A 15768-nucleotide genomic window follows, 5' to 3' on the forward strand; every position below is an offset into this window, starting at 1 on the left:
TAAAAAATTATGAATCAAATTATAGAAAAATTATTAAAAGAAATAATGTCATTTGCCAATACGCGAAAAGTAAAAGACACAGACATTTATATCAAAAAGGCACAAGAAAAAATGGGAAGTAAAACGTTTTATGTAAGGTCCCATAAATTACTTCGTTGGATTGACCCAAAGGGACACTTTCCATTTACTAATAAAAAAAAATATGAAATTTTTGATAGAGAAGTCATGGAACAAGAAGATTTTGAACAAGTTTATAGTGAATATATAATGTTATTTGAATATGTTCCTGAATTAAGTGAAATTTTTGAATTAAAAGAAGAACACGTAGAGTTTAGCGTTTCTCTCAGCAAAAATGACATTCAAGATATTTATCAGTTTGTAAAAGATACGTATATTATTGATCCAAGACGAACATCATTGTACCGTAAACCAGATACTAATTAATCTTATTTCTCATGCTAGCGCGAGCCCTCGCTACCGCACGATTATATCGTGTGGTAATACTAAATTAAACTAAAAAAAATATGAGCCGAAATTATAAATTCCATAATCCAAAAGGATTATATTTTGTAAGCTTTGCAGTTGTGTATTGGTTAGATATCTTTACAAGAAATGAATATAAAAATATAATTGTAGATAGCTTGCATTATTGTCAAAAAGAAAAAGGTATGGAGCTTATGGCGTGGTGCATTATGACAAATCATGTGCATTTAGTTTTTAGAAGTATTGGAAAAAGAGAGCCGCAGTTGCTTTTGGGCGATTTTAAACGATTCACAAGTAAAACCATTGTAAAAGCTATTCAAAATAACCCTAAAGAAAGTAGAAGAGAATTTTTATTAGACAAATTTAAAGAAGCTGCTGCTAAATCATCTAATGTGAATCAATATCAATTTTGGAGACATGACAACAAACCTATTGAATTATGGAGTAATAAAGTAATTCATGAGAAAATAAACTATATACACTATAATCCTGTAAAGGCTGGCTTAGTTTTTAGACCTGAAGATTATATATATAGTAGCGCTATTGATTATGCTGACGAAAAAGGTTTATTAGAAAATATTGTGGTATTTCAAAATTTAGGTTAGAATAATACCACACGATATAATCGTGCGGCAGCTTTGGGGTGCGGCAGCTTTGGGTTATTTGTTGTTTTTTTATAATTTTTATAAAAATTTAAAACAGTTCTACGATTATGGTTATCCTTTATATCTTACACCTGCAACAAAAGAAGATATTAAAAAACATTGGGGAAACTTTAAGGCTGGAGATCCATATGAGCCTATTTTTCCACAGCAATAATTTTTAAAAGAAAAACAAAAGCTATCTTGTTAAACAAATCACAAAATCAGTTTTTAATTAAACCTTCCAAACTGTTTGTAGTCCTAGAAGCAAATAATTTATAAAACTAGAAACATGAAAAACATTGTATATGCACTAGCAATCATTTTTACACTAAATGTAGCTGCACAAGAAGGAACAGATCAAAGAGATCGCCATGAGCGAAAAGAAATGCGAAAAGAAAAAGGGCAAAAGTTTATGAAAGACTTGACTCCTGAACAAATAGCTGAATTGCAAACGAAAAAGTTGACTTTAGCATTAGATTTATCCGAAAATCAACAGCAACAAGTATTAGCGTTAGCTACAGAAAATGCAAAAATGAGACAACAAAAAATGGAAGCGCGCAAAGCGGCAAAAGAGAAAAATGTGAAGCCTACTGACGAAGAAAAGTATGCTATGATGAATGAACGACTCGATGCAAAAATTGCTTACAAGCAAAAAATGAAGCAAATTCTTTCTGAAGAACAATATGAAAGATGGGAGAAAATGCAGGCGCGTAAAGGCAAAGGAAAGCGAGGAAAGCGACAAAAAGAGAACCGAAGAAAATAATGCCCACTAAAGAAGAGAAGTTAAAAAGCTTCTCTTTTTTGTTATTTGTCCACAATTTTAGTATTATTGAGTTATTATTTAGCTAACATCAACCAACAACAGTTATGAAGAAATATATTACTCTATTCACATTTATATGTGTATTGTTTTTAGGAGTTCACACCGCAACTGCGCAAGAAAATGCAGAGGTAAGAGCAAAAAACAGAACAATAAAGCTAGAAAAGACTCTAGAACTTAGTTCACAACAAGTAAAACAAGTATATCAAATTTTCTTAGATTTAGAACGTGAAAACAGCTCTTCAGATTTAGAAGCACTAAGTTCCGCAAGAAAAAAAATTAGCGATGTTTTACAACCAAAACAACGAGAAGAATTTCTTAGATCTTTTAGAAATGAAAGAATGAGACAAGAAAAAGTAACTGAAGCAAACAGAAACAGACAATAACAAACAGTATCTTATACTAAAAAACTCGGCTAATTGCCGAGTTTTTTTATGATCTATAGTTTCTAAATACTATAATTCCTTTGCAACTTCTTTTACAGCAGCAATCGTTGTGTCTAAATCGTCATACGATAATGCATCTGACAAAAACCAAGTTTCAAACGCTGATGGAGCAATATAAATTCCACGATTTAACAATCCGTGGAAAAACTTCTTAAACGAATCATTATTTCCTTTTGCTGACGATTCGAAATCAATAACAGCATCATCACAAAAATGTACCGAAATCATAGATCCAATTCGATTGATTTGATGTGTAACACCAGCTTCCGTTAAAACTTTTGCAATTCCTTGATGTAAATAGGCCGTTTTTTCTTGTAGACTTTTAAAAACGTCTCCTTGATTCAATTCCTGCAACATTGCTAATCCTGCAGCCATTGCTAGTGGATTTCCACTTAATGTTCCAGCCTGATATACAGGACCAAGCGGCGCTAAATGTTCCATAATTTCCTTTCGTGCTGCAAATGCTCCCACAGGCAATCCGCCACCAATTACTTTGCCAAAACAAACAATATCAGCATTGACTCCAAGTAATTCTTGCACGCCACCTTTTGCTAAGCGGAATCCTGTCATAACCTCATCAAAAACCAACAAGATATTGTGCGCATCACATAAGGTGCGTAATCCTTCTAAAAACCCTTCTACTGGCGGAATACAACCCATATTTCCAGCTACAGGTTCAATAATGATACACGCAATTTCGCCTTCATTTTGTGCAATAATTTGTTTTACATTTTCCAAATCGTTGTAACGCGCCAACAAGGTATCTTTTGCCGTTCCTCGTGTCACTCCAGGACTGTTAGGACTTCCAAAAGTAACGGCGCCACTTCCAGCCTGAATCAGAAAGGCATCACTATGTCCATGATAACAACCTGCAAATTTGATCATTTTATCTTTTCCTGTATATCCTCGCGCCAAGCGAACAGCACTCATACACGCTTCAGTTCCACTATTCACGAAACGAATCATATCGATATTTGGTACCATAGAAACCGCCAATTCTGCAATTTTCGTTTCAATTTCGGTTGGCATTCCAAAGGAAGTTCCCTTTTTTGCCTTTTCTACAACGGCATCAATCACAGGTTTGTGTGCATGCCCCAAAATCATTGGTCCCCACGAATTGATATATTCTATATATTTTTTATCATCTTCATCAATAATGTAAGCTCCTTTGGCTTCTTTGACAAAAATTGGTGTGCCGCCTACGGCTTTGAACGCACGAACAGGTGAGTTTACGCCGCCCGGAATCACTTTTTGTGCTTCTGCAAACAGTGCGCTGCTACGTTTATATTCCATTCTATTGTATGTTTTTTTATTGACTAAAAGTCTTTTGGAAGTGGTTTTACAAATAATACTTGACCTACAAAAATGTCATTATCTTCAAGTCCATTTAAAGATTTTAATTTGTCTACAGATAATTTATGTTTTCGAGCAATACTGTACAATGTATCGCCTTTTGTAACCGTGTAACGATCATTATGCGTCGTAACTTTCTTTGCATCTTCAGGTTTTTTCCCTAAAACTTCTGCATCATATTTGTACAATTCGTAACGCTCTATTAAAGCGATTAATTTTTTAGGATATTTTCGATCGGTGGCATATCCAGCTTTTTTCAAGCCTTTTGCCCAGCCTTTGTAATCGTCTTTTGGCAGTTTGAATAAGGATGCATAACGCGATCTTCCCGTTAAGAATAAGGAATGATCTGTGAATGAATATGCTGGATTTGCATATTTTCGGAAACATTCTTGATCTTCATCATCATCATGATATACACGTTGCCCTTTCCAACCTCTGTGACATTTAATTCCAAAATGATTGTTAGATCGCATGGTCAACTCGCCTTTTCCAGAACCCGATTCTAAAATTCCTTGTGCTAAAGTAATACTTGCAGGAATTCCGTGACGTTCCATTTCTTTTTTGGCAACTTCACTATAGGTTTCAATGTACATTTCCGTCGTGCTTTTGGTAGCTGTTTTTGGAGTTTTCACCTCAACTTTCGGAGTTGTTTTTACAACTTCTACAGGTTCGGCTTTAGGTGTCGTTTTTACAACACGTGTTGTTTTTTTTGGCTGCTTTTTCGAGGTTGCCACACGGTTTTGTGTTCCACAACTTGATAATATCAATACTCCTAAAAGTGTATATATAATGTGTTTTTTCATATGATTATATGATCGTTTGTTGTCCTTTTCTTTGTAGTTTTTGGTTCATACCTTCAATTCCTTGCAATCCGCCTGTATGAATTGCTAAAATACGGTTTTGTTTGGCAAAATGCCCATTTTTGATTAAATCTATGATTCCGAAAAGCATTTTTCCTGTATAGATTGGATCTAAAGGAATGTTGGTGCGTTTGTTGAAATCGTTTATAAATTGAATCAATTCTTCAGTAACTTTTCCATAGCCGCCAAAATGATATGTATTGATTAATTCCCAGTTATTTACAGTGGTAAATTGTTGAATTTCGGCTTGTAAAAAATTTCCTTTCAACGCTGGAAAACCTACTATTTTTTGATGTGAAAAAGCACCTTTACTTATTCCTGCAATGGTTCCACCAGTTCCAACAGCACAGCAAATGGTATCAAAATCTTTTTCGGTTTCCGTAATGATTTCTGCACAACCTTTAACCGCCAACATATTGGTTCCACCTTCTGGTATTGTATAGAAACGTCCAAATTCGTGTCTTAATTGTGCTAAGAATTCAGAAGTTGTTTTTTCGCGATAGTGTTCTCGGGTAATAAACTTTAAGTGCATTCCGTTTTCCGCTGCAAATTTTAAGGTAGCGTTTGTATTTAGTTTAGCTCTTAATTCGTCTCCTCTAATGATTCCAATAGTTTGAAAACCGTACATTTTTCCTGCTGCCGCAACTGCCGCAATATGATTGGAAAATGCGCCTCCAAAGGTTAATAGTGTAGTGTGTTTTTCTTTGTGGGCTTCCGCCAGATTGTACTTAAGCTTTCTAAATTTATTTCCAGAAACAAACGGATGAATTAAGTCTTCACGCTTGATAAACAAACGTACATCTGTGTCAAAATTAAGTGTGACTTCTTGAATTGGTATGTGTTGTGTTTCAAACTCCATTGCGTTTGCAAAAATACTGCAAAACCATGAATTCTCATTTGCTTTTCAAACATAAAAAATCACTCAAAACACTATTTTTAAATACTGCCTTGCGTGATTTGAATACACTGATTCTTGTATATGTGAATTACAGAGATTTTTTAAAGAACAAACTCCCAACTTCAAACGCACCTTGCGTATCCGATAATCTAACAATAGACACTTCTTTTTGTTCGTCTTTTGTTCCGTAATTTCTATACAGTGTGACTTTTAAAATTGTTGGACCTGATATTTTCTGAACCCTATTAGCAAAATGATTTACATATACTTCATATTTTCCATCAATGGCATTTTTTAATAAAAATTCTTCTGGACCGTAACCTTGTGTCAAATCATCTGACATACGTCCGCCAATTGCCGTTTTTGGATGACTGTAAAACGCTTTTTCTCCATTTGGATCAATTACCCATAAATCGATATCAGTATCATTATGATTCCAATCAATTGTGATACGAACATCTACAGGCATTGGTACAAATTGACGTTTCTCTTCTGAAGTCAAACTGAGTTTATTCCCATACATGGAAACCAATCGGGTAAGCTCTATAAATACAATCTGTTCTATTCCAGAAAATCGTTGTTCTTCATCCTTTTCAATTAATTGTCCATCATACAATGTATAAAGCATATCATAACTTTTCTGGAATTCGCCAACATGTTCGTACGCCAATGCTAAATCACGATACGATTGTGGTTCTTCTGGGCGTATTTCTAATACCTTTTCATAGGCTAGTACTGCCATATCATATTGTTTGAAGTATTCCAGTTTGTACGCCATTGCTTTTAACAATTCATAATTATTCAATTCAACTTCGATCAAGTTTGTAATTACCGTTGTGGCTATGTCAAATGCTTTTCGTTCGTGGAAAAAATCAGCAACATCTAAATAAAATGTTGGCATATTTGCGTACGATTCTCTGATTTCCAAATATTTTTTATAGGAAGCTTCAACCGTAGTTTCTTTTTCTAATTCTTTGATATATGGTTGATTGGCGTCCCAAGGCTTCATTTCTATTGTATTGGCTATTTTTTCTTCTAATGCTTCAATAGCTGCTTTGTTTTCTACAATACCATTTTTGGTTGTAATGATAATTACACCATTCGCACCGCTACTTCCATACAATGCAGTAGCTGATGTGCTTTTTAGCGTAGAAGCAGTTTGAATGTTTTCTGGAGCTATTTTGCTCAGATCATTTTCAGAAATTACTTGTCCATCTACCACATATAATGGATTGCTTTTTTGACTTATTGAATTGCGTCCTCTAAGCACTATTGTACTGTCAAGATTTCCTGAACTACTTGAAATATTAAGTCCAGCCGCTTGTCCTTGTAGTATTTGATTTATAGAAGCATTTGGCACTTGCTCCATCGATTCTGCTTGTATTACTGAAACTGCTGAAGTAACGTTACTACGTTTCTCTGCTCTATACGCAACAACCGCCACTTCTTGCAAATTTTCTCCAAGTTTCATCTCTACATTGAGCTGACTATCTGTTGCTCTGATGGTATGTTCTAAAGGCAAATAACTTATATAACTAAACGCAATGACTTCTCCTGTACGCATTCCAATACTATAATTTCCGTCAAAATCAGTAGTTACACCTGTTGACGTTCCCCTGACAGCTACGGTAGCACCTGGTATTGGCCTTCCAGATTCGTCTGTTACTGTTCCAGAAATAGTGCGCAATGCATTGGTAGTCGTTGAAGCATTATTCCTTATTGGTGTAGTGGTAGTTGTATTCGTTGTTTGTATTACTTTTGGAGTTGGTGCTTTTGCAACAACTTGTTCAGCTTCATACCATTTTAGAAGACCATTGTACTGATTTCGTAAAGCACTTTTTCGACTAGCAATTCGAGTTTTTCGTTGTTCCTTCGCTCTTTGTGCACTTGCCAAACGTTGTTTGTATTGGGGCATTAATTCTTTTGGCGGTTCTATTTCGTAACGCACATAATCTTCAATACGATCTAAAATTAGCATGGATGTATATTCTGTGATTAAATCATATTGTTTTGCTAATGAAACAATTAGTTGTTTGTTTTTTTCTTTAGCACGATTTAGGTCGATCAGCTTTTGCTTTGCCCACAAACGCTTTACAACTTTTGTTCCTTCCGTTTTTGTGATCTTTACAGGAATTTTCTCAGTGACTTTTCCGCCATACCCAAACAGTAATTCAATAGTCGTTGGTTCTGTAAATTGTCCTGTAATGGCAAAATCATGATACACATTGGTTCGTTGTTTTGGATACACATCGTATACTTTTTCGCTATGATGCACACCTAAAAACTGAAAAGGTTCTTCTTTTAACATTTTTGCTGCTTCAGATACAGCCAAACGTGTGAGATTTATATAGCTTCCGCCAGATTGTGTAGCAATATCAATCAAACTTTGATGATTGGAAGAAACCAATGAATTAATGGTATATACAGGCACTTCCTTGTCATATAAAAATGTTCCCAAATTCGCCAAACCATCAGAAAACAGTAATACTTCATCTGTTCTTATGTTTGCGTCTTTGAAGACATCTAACTTTGTTCCGCCATCGTATTGTATCTTTTTTATGTCCGCTATCAATGTGTTTATGTTACCTCTTCTTACTACTATTTCGTGTTTCTTTTGAACCTTATTATTGAAAACAACTAAAGTTACTTTTGCTTTGCGGAGATAGTTGAAATAGTTTGTCAACAATGCAAGTTCATCTTCCAAATTTTTGTAGCGCATGGAATAGGAAGCATCCCATAAAATAATGATTCTTTTTGGCTTTTTCTTTAACCGTGAAGTTGGTGCCAAAGCTTTGTAATATTGAAAATAACCATTAAAAGTAGATAGACTTGCCTGATTTGTCTTGTTTGGAATCTGCACTACAATTGGTTTGCTTGGTTTGTGTGCCTTTTTTGCAATCTTAGCAACGAATACATCATTGTTTTTCTTGAAATAGAAATCGTTGTAATTCGCTTTACTCACTATCGGTTTTTCTGCATTAAAAACAGAAATTTCTACTGAAAAATTCGCTAGTTTCTCTTCTATTCCTAAAGGTAACTCGTAGGTTTGCATGCCGTTTAGCGTACGCAATTCTTGTTCAAACTTGATCACAATATGCTTGTGCGCTTTTGCCAATATTGGATACACACGTGCTTTGTAATTGTTCCCTTCTGTTTTTTCTAACAATCCAGGATCTATGCGTCGACGTACGGTGGTTTCATAGGCAACTCTAGCCAATTCTTTTTCTACAATGACAGCCTCACGCAACTTTCCATTGACATCCATGGCAAATCCTGAAACAACTTGTCCTTCTCCCAAAGGAAATACCAACTCGCCTTCCAAAGTTCTATTCAATCCATTGTAAAATTTCATGTCATAGGTTGTTACCGCAAGGTTTCCAACAATATCAACGTTTACTTTTAAGTCTGTTAATTGTAATTGTTTTTCATCTGAAATCGTGACTTTTGGAATTTGTTGTGCAGATACAGTCAAGCAAAATAGACAAAAGAAAATAGTTAGAGATCGTTTCATAATGGACATGTTTTTAATTTCTTCCATACAAAACTGATTATTTCACATGTATTATAAAAGGAGGAATGAGCAAGCACATCGTTTCAATGAGTCAAGTTATCCTATCTTTAATAACTTACGTCTGTTCGATATAAGTCATTCAATTCATATTTGTGATTGAGCTAAGAAACTCCTTACTAAATAACACATCTTCAGTATTTTATTTTCGTTTTCTTTGCTTTCCCAAAGAATACTGAATCAAGTTCAGCACAGGCATCAACAAAAGAAAGGGAACTTTTCCAGAGGTATTTTTAGTTTTTCTTTCTAAAAAAACTAAAACCGCATGAATTTTCCTAATTTTTTTAGTTCACAATCTTTTTATTTTAAATCAAGGAGTTCATGAATCTTCGATTTCCAAGGTTTCAAAAATTTTTAACGGAAAATCCCTGCTACACTGCGGAAAAGAAAAGTATCGAACTAAATTTTTACGTCGAACTCAGGATAACTAGAATTTTCATCGAATACGTTTAAGAATGATTTGATAGAGTTAATGAAAATATGCTATTTCCGCTAATTTTACTTTATTAACTCTTAAACAATAACGCAGGTAATGTGTTTAAAAATTAAAATTTTATGTTAACAAAACTACTCATACTTCAAGAAACGGTAAAAGACAAAAAAGGAGAATTGGATGTGAATCCACAATCTATTATTGAAAAATTAGATACATGGTTGGACGGATTTATCAAAGCAATTCCGAACATACTTATCGGATTGGTCATTTTTGTAGCAATGCTATATGTAGGAAGATGGCTTGGAAAACTAGTCAAACGCTTATTAGCTAACAGAGGACGAAAAAACTTTGGAGATTTACTCGGCGCCTTTACAAGATATCTTGTGATCATTTTCGGAATTGCGATTGCGTTGACTATTATGGCGCCTAATTTGAGCCCAGCAGATTTAATTGCAAGTTTAGGTGTTTCATCGGTTGCTATAGGTTTTGCGTTCCAAGATATTTTACAAAACTGGTTGGCAGGAATTCTTATTTTACTTAGACAACCTTTTGAACTTGGCGATCAAATTGTCGTGAATGGGTATGAAGGAACTGTTGAAAAAATCAAAACACGTGCAACCATAATTATTACGTATGATGGAAAACGTGTGGTCATTCCAAATAATACCGTTTATAATAATTCAGTAGTTGTTAATACGGCGCATAAATTTATTCGGTCGCAATATGATATTGGGGTTGGATATGATGAAAACTACATGGAAGCCATGAAAATACTAAAAGAAACCATTGAAAATATTGAAGGTGTTACGTCCGAAAAACCTGTGGAAACACTCGTGTGGGATCAGGCTGATAGTTGGTTGACCATTCGTGTGAGATGGTGGACAAAAAGTGACAGAGCAAGTGTCGTACAAATTTGGTCAAAAGTACTTTTAGCTACGCAAGAAGCTATGGATGAAGCAGGAATAGATCTTCCATTCCCAACGCAAGTAGAAATTCAGAATGCACACGATTTAGCAGAAGCAAGAGAAGACCTAGCACAACACATAACGACAACTTCGAAAAAAGCTCAAGAGCAACAACAAAAAAATAACGAAGAAGAATAACGTTATACATACCGAAGAAACTGGAAAAAGCGCCGTTTTTTTAAATACTGAAAATTTTCTTCGTTTTGATATGCCTCACGCTCAAAACTTAGATTTCTATAGGCTACATATCGGTTTCGGTAATAACAAAGTTTTACCAACCATTCTAGGAAGTAAAATATATAAAAAGGAAGAATGAGCATTTCTAATTGCTGTCGCAGATGGATACGTTCATGATGAATTAAAACCGTATTCCTTTTATCTTTTTCATCACGTAAAAAGATAAAAGGAAATAATGTAATTCCCCGAAAACCGCTAGGAACTAGATATTTTGACACAAAAACCATAACAATAGGCATTCAAAATTCACGCCAATTTAAGTACCTTTGTAGAAATGAAAAAATTAATTCCCATTGAAGAAGGCGATTTTTACCTTTCGCCCGAAGGCTACAAGGTCTTTACAGAGCAATTTCACTTAAAAAGAGGCTATTGCTGTGAAAGTGGTTGTCGTCATTGTCCGTACGGATTCAATAAGAAAAGAAAATAAACAGTCATGGATTGTATCTCAATGAACTATAAAAAAACTACTGCACAATTTCATCGTGTAGATATTCGCTATCCCTAGTTATTGTTGAGAAATTTATTTTTTTAACCGTATGAATAACTACACAATCAAAATTTAAAAATGACAGTACAAGAACATATTTTACAAGGAATACCAGCTACCTTACCAGATCCAAAACCATACGATTCTAACATCAATCACGCGCCAAAGCGAAAAGAAATCTTATCTGCTGAAGAAAAAAAGTTAGCCTTGCGAAATGCATTGCGCTACTTTGATAAAAAACACCACGAAGTGTTAGTACCAGAATTTAAGAACGAACTCGAAACCTATGGAAGAATTTATATGTATCGTTTTCGTCCCGATTATAAAATGTATGCACGTCCAATAGACGAATATCCAGGAAAAACGAATCAGGCAAAAGCAATTATGTTGATGATTCAAAACAACTTGGATTATGCAGTTGCACAACATCCACATGAATTAATCACTTACGGAGGAAATGGTGGCGTGTTCCAAAACTGGGCACAATATTTATTAGTCATGAAATATTTGGCGGAAATGAACGAAGAACAAACGTTGGTTATGTATTCAGGCCATCCGCTTGGTTTATTTCCTTCACACAAAGATGCACCAAGAGTTGTAGTCACCAATGGAATGATGATTCCAAACTACTCACAACCCGATGATTGGGAAAAATTCAACGCATTGGGCGTTACACAATACGGACAAATGACCGCAGGAAGTTATATGTACATTGGTCCGCAAGGAATTGTACACGGAACAACAATTACGGTTTTGAATGGTGGACGAAAAATTTCGAAAAATGGCGAAGGTTTAGCTGGAAAACTATTCCTAACAGCTGGATTGGGCGGTATGAGTGGCGCACAACCAAAAGCTGGAAACATTGCGGGTTGTATCACAGTATGTGCAGAAGTAAATCCGAAAGCAACAGAAACACGTCATTCACAAGGTTGGGTTGATGAAGTCATATATGATTTGGACGAATTGGTAAGCAGAGTCAATTCCGCCAAAGCGAACAAAGAAATTGTGTCCATCGCCTATCAAGGAAATATTGTAGACGTTTGGGAAAAATTTGATGAAACCGATGTATATGTCGATTTGGGAAGCGATCAAACTTCCTTACACAATCCGTGGGCTGGTGGCTATTATCCAATTGGATTATCGTATGAAGAAGCGAATGAAATGATGGCGAATGATCCTGAATTATTCAAAGAAAAAATACAAGAAACCCTACGTAGACATGCAGCTGCGGTAAATAAACATACTGAAAAAGGAACCTACTTTTTCGATTATGGAAATGCGTTCTTATTGGAAGCTTCGCGTGCTGGCGCAGCTATTATGGCGGAAAATGGTATTGATTTTAAATATCCAAGTTATGTACAAGACATTATGGGACCGATGTGTTTCGATTATGGTTTTGGACCATTCCGTTGGGTTTGCGCATCTGGTAAACCTGAAGACTTAGCGAAAACCGATCAAATTGCTTGTGAAGTATTAGAAGAAATCATGAAAGTTTCTCCAGCCGAAATTCAACAACAAATGGCGGATAATATTCAATGGATAAAAGGCGCACAAGAAAACAAATTAGTGGTCGGTTCGCAAGCACGTATTTTATATGCAGATTCGGAAGGACGTATGAAAATTGCACAAGCGTTTAACGAAGCAATTGAACGTGGCGATATTGGACCTGTAATTTTAGGACGTGATCATCATGATGTTTCTGGAACAGATTCTCCATATAGAGAAACTTCTAATATCTACGACGGTTCCAAATTCACTGCAGATATGGCGATCCACAACGTAATTGGCGACAGTTTTAGAGGCGCAACTTGGGTTTCCATTCACAATGGTGGTGGCGTTGGTTGGGGCGAAGTTATCAATGGTGGATTCGGCATGGTTCTTGATGGTTCTAAGGAAGCATCAAGACGTTTACATTCGATGTTATTTTGGGATGTAAACAACGGAATTGCAAGACGAAGTTGGGCGAGAAATGAAGAAGCTATTTTTGCAATAAAACGCGCTATGGAAGTAGAGCCAAACTTAAAAGTAACACTTCCAAATATAGTTGATGATGCTTTATTAGAGTAAGCTATGAAAAAGAAAAAATATATTAATCCAAAAAAAGCAGTGATATGAAAACAATTAAATTACTATTTCCGGTAGTCGCGTTACTACTTGTGACCTCTTGTATATCTGTTAGAGTAGCATCTGATTATGATGAGCAAGCTGATTTTAATTCATACAAAACATTTGCATTTTATAAAACTGGAATCGATCAAGCAGAGATTTCTGATTTAGATAAAAAAAGAATTCTTCGCTCTATTGAGAAAGAAATGTTAGCAAGAGGTTTTGTGAAGTCCGACAATCCAGACCTTTTGGTAAATATTATGACAAAAGCGAATAAGCGTGTCAATGTTAACAACAACGCTTGGGGCTGGGGAGGCTTTGGCGCTTGGGGTTGGGGCGGCTGGAATCCATGGATGTGGGGCGGCGGACCAATGATGAATACCGTAACCACACGTATTGAAGGCGTTTTATATATTGACTTGATTGATACTAAACAAAAAGAATTAGTATGGCAAGGAAAAGGTACAGGAACGTTATTACGCAGTAAAATGTCTAAAAAACAAGAACGAATTGAGGAATTTGTTGCTGAAATAATGAAAGAATATCCACCAACAGCAGAAGCCAACTAACAAGATTCACATATGAAAAAATGAAACCTCGAAGGTGAAACTTCGAGGTTTTTTTATGTATACAGGTCATTTTTTAATAATGTTATGTAAAGTGTGTTTTTCGATCACAACTATCTACAATCAATTATAACAATAGTATAGTATAGCTTCTCGACTGCGCTCGAAGTTGTAAAGAATTAATTTTTACTTATTATAAGAAAAATAGAAGCAGTAAGTTTTATACTTTTATTAGAACTTGTTTTTATGACATTTTCATATCTTTACTTTTATAAAATTTATTGCTCACATGCTTCAAAAAGTACTTTTTACATTCGCTATTTTCTTCGTGCTTACCAATCTTTCGATCGCGCAAAGTGACTTCTTCGTTAAACTTGATAATAAAAATCGTGTGCGAGAAGCAGGCACATTGGCAAACGCCGAAAAAGAAGGACTCTGGCTTTCATTTAAACGCAATGGAAAGCATAAAAAGAGATACTACGTCAATGGAAAGAAGCAACGACTTTCAAAAGTTTCCATAGAAAAACGATATGATATTGAAAAGAACGAAAATAGTTTTGGACTCTTAACCAATGGCAAGAAAGAAGGTATTTGGTTTACGTTTAATGAAAATGACTTAATTTCGAGTATTGCACATTATAAAGCAGGAATTTTAGAAGGCAAGTATTACCGTTTTCATGCTGATGGCGAAGTACTTGGATTGGATATGTATGTAAATGGTAAAAAACACGGAATCTGTAAAGAATTTCATAGTGGCGGCGCGTTGCATTACAGCACAGAATATGTTCATGGCAAGATTAGAGATGGCGAAAATGTATACTATCATCCAAATGGAAACATAAAGTTTTTAGACTATTATAAAGATGGTTTGAAGTTTGGGAAAAGCACTTCCTATTACAAATCTGGCGCAATAGAAATCGAAGGTACTTACAGAGATAAAGGCTTAGCAGAAGGTCCATGGAAAGAGTATTATGAGAATGGAAAACTCAAAGAAAAATACTACTATAAACACGGCCTTTTTCACGGAGAATACACAATTTATGATCAAGCAGGAAATATTACAGCTCAATATATATATAAAAATGATAAACTCATTAAAACGATTGTTGAGTAATGATCATCTTAAATGAAATCCACAAAAAACTTATATATCTTACAATTGGTTTTTTAAATAAACTCATATCAAAAACAACTTTTCTCTATTGACTTTCCATCTAACTGAGTTTTGTCATTTGAGCATACTAGCAAAAATTATCCTAATTCATATACCATCTTTTTCTTTACATTTACTGTCTAATTTCTTAAACTTTTAAAAGTTAGCTCAAAAAACACCCAAACCGTAATGTAATTACAGAATTCCCTTTTTTGATAGGGAACGATTTTTAGTATATTCATGAAAACTAAAATAAGTACTCATGAAAAAAAAGAATTTAAAACTTGGAAAGCTTTCCTTTAAAAAGTCAAATGTTGCTTCCTTGATTCAAAGAGATCTAATTATGGGAGGTTCAGGAGTTGGACCAGGCTGTAACTCTGATATCGAATGTACTCAGACTTGTCCGCAGGATACTTGTACTTCTGCTCCACAACCAGATCCAGATCCTCAATCTAATCTACCATGCCATACACAAGGATTTACTTGTGGACCAGTTTGTAACATAACTGAAGATTGCGGTTCAAGCCCAGGAGCTTTTTTATGTGTTAATGAAACTTTTAACAGATTGTAATATATCTTTTAAAATATTTATCAAAAAAGGCTGTCTTATTATTTTAAAGACAGCCTTTCTCAATTGTTGTGAATATCATTTTAAGTGAAAACTTACTACTTTTTTTCATGATGAAGTTTCATAAGATTTTTAGAAATTTCAAATTCAACACCTTAATTCATTGTGACATTGATAC

The 15768-nt window shown here is 34.8% G+C and carries 15 protein-coding genes; 11 read left to right on the forward strand and 4 right to left on the reverse strand.

Annotated features, from left to right (window positions below; all coding sequences use genetic code 11):
* Positions 1-9 precede the first annotated feature (9 nt).
* From AA089_RS06555 to AA089_RS06575, 5 genes are all read left to right on the forward strand, one after another.
* Complete coding sequence (locus AA089_RS06555; RefSeq protein ID WP_046756133.1) at positions 10-444, forward strand: hypothetical protein; 435 nt, start codon at positions 10-12, stop codon at positions 442-444.
* Positions 445-524: 80 nt separating this feature from the next.
* Positions 525-1088 (forward strand): REP-associated tyrosine transposase, encoded by a 564-nt coding sequence (locus tag AA089_RS06560; RefSeq protein WP_046756134.1) that lies wholly within the window; start codon positions 525-527, stop codon positions 1086-1088.
* 22 nt (positions 1089-1110) lie between these two features.
* A complete protein-coding gene (locus tag AA089_RS06565; RefSeq protein WP_046756135.1) occupies positions 1111-1302 on the forward strand; it encodes a hypothetical protein in 192 nt (63 codons plus the stop codon).
* Between the two features lie 114 nt (positions 1303-1416).
* Positions 1417-1890 (forward strand): hypothetical protein, encoded by a 474-nt coding sequence (locus AA089_RS06570; protein ID WP_046756136.1) that lies wholly within the window; start codon positions 1417-1419, stop codon positions 1888-1890.
* A 104-nt stretch (positions 1891-1994) separates the two neighbouring features.
* Positions 1995-2333, forward strand: a complete 339-nt coding sequence (locus AA089_RS06575; RefSeq protein ID WP_156168927.1) for a hypothetical protein — start codon at positions 1995-1997, stop codon at positions 2331-2333.
* A gap of 69 nt (positions 2334-2402) precedes the next feature.
* Here AA089_RS06575 and hemL read toward each other — a convergent pair whose 3' ends face one another.
* From hemL to AA089_RS23580, 4 genes are all read right to left on the reverse strand, one after another.
* The gene (hemL, locus tag AA089_RS06580; protein ID WP_046756138.1) at positions 2403-3686 is read right to left on the reverse strand and encodes a glutamate-1-semialdehyde 2,1-aminomutase; all 1284 of its coding nucleotides are present in this window, start codon (positions 3684-3686) and stop codon (positions 2403-2405) included.
* A gap of 23 nt (positions 3687-3709) precedes the next feature.
* Entirely contained in the window at positions 3710-4549 is an 840-nt protein-coding gene (locus AA089_RS06585; RefSeq protein ID WP_046756139.1) for a glucosaminidase domain-containing protein, read from the reverse strand.
* A gap of 4 nt (positions 4550-4553) precedes the next feature.
* A complete protein-coding gene (locus AA089_RS06590; RefSeq protein ID WP_046756140.1) occupies positions 4554-5465 on the reverse strand; it encodes a 1-aminocyclopropane-1-carboxylate deaminase/D-cysteine desulfhydrase in 912 nt (303 codons plus the stop codon).
* 127 nt (positions 5466-5592) lie between these two features.
* Positions 5593-9015 (reverse strand): VIT domain-containing protein, encoded by a 3423-nt coding sequence (locus tag AA089_RS23580; protein ID WP_162200417.1) that lies wholly within the window; start codon positions 9013-9015, stop codon positions 5593-5595.
* 612 nt (positions 9016-9627) lie between these two features.
* Between AA089_RS23580 and AA089_RS06600 the strand changes: the two genes are divergently transcribed.
* The 6 genes from AA089_RS06600 (at position 9628) to AA089_RS06625 (ending at position 15593) form a co-directional block, all read left to right on the forward strand.
* Positions 9628-10611 (forward strand): mechanosensitive ion channel family protein, encoded by a 984-nt coding sequence (locus tag AA089_RS06600; RefSeq protein WP_046756141.1) that lies wholly within the window; start codon positions 9628-9630, stop codon positions 10609-10611.
* Between the two features lie 373 nt (positions 10612-10984).
* A complete protein-coding gene (locus tag AA089_RS25150) occupies positions 10985-11137 on the forward strand; it encodes a DUF5522 domain-containing protein (RefSeq protein WP_162200418.1) in 153 nt (50 codons plus the stop codon).
* 138 nt (positions 11138-11275) lie between these two features.
* A complete protein-coding gene (locus tag AA089_RS06610) occupies positions 11276-13264 on the forward strand; it encodes a urocanate hydratase (protein WP_046756143.1) in 1989 nt (662 codons plus the stop codon).
* A 44-nt stretch (positions 13265-13308) separates the two neighbouring features.
* The gene (locus AA089_RS06615; RefSeq protein WP_046756144.1) at positions 13309-13872 is read left to right on the forward strand and encodes a DUF4136 domain-containing protein; all 564 of its coding nucleotides are present in this window, start codon (positions 13309-13311) and stop codon (positions 13870-13872) included.
* A 286-nt stretch (positions 13873-14158) separates the two neighbouring features.
* Positions 14159-14983 carry a toxin-antitoxin system YwqK family antitoxin gene (locus AA089_RS06620; protein ID WP_046756145.1) on the forward strand — a complete coding sequence of 275 codons (825 nt, stop codon included), beginning with the start codon at positions 14159-14161 and terminating at the stop codon, positions 14981-14983.
* A 301-nt stretch (positions 14984-15284) separates the two neighbouring features.
* Complete coding sequence (locus AA089_RS06625; protein WP_046756146.1) at positions 15285-15593, forward strand: hypothetical protein; 309 nt, start codon at positions 15285-15287, stop codon at positions 15591-15593.
* Positions 15594-15768 lie beyond the last annotated feature (175 nt).

It is taken from the genome of Kordia jejudonensis (genome assembly GCF_001005315.1).
Classification (GTDB): domain Bacteria; phylum Bacteroidota; class Bacteroidia; order Flavobacteriales; family Flavobacteriaceae; genus Kordia; species Kordia jejudonensis.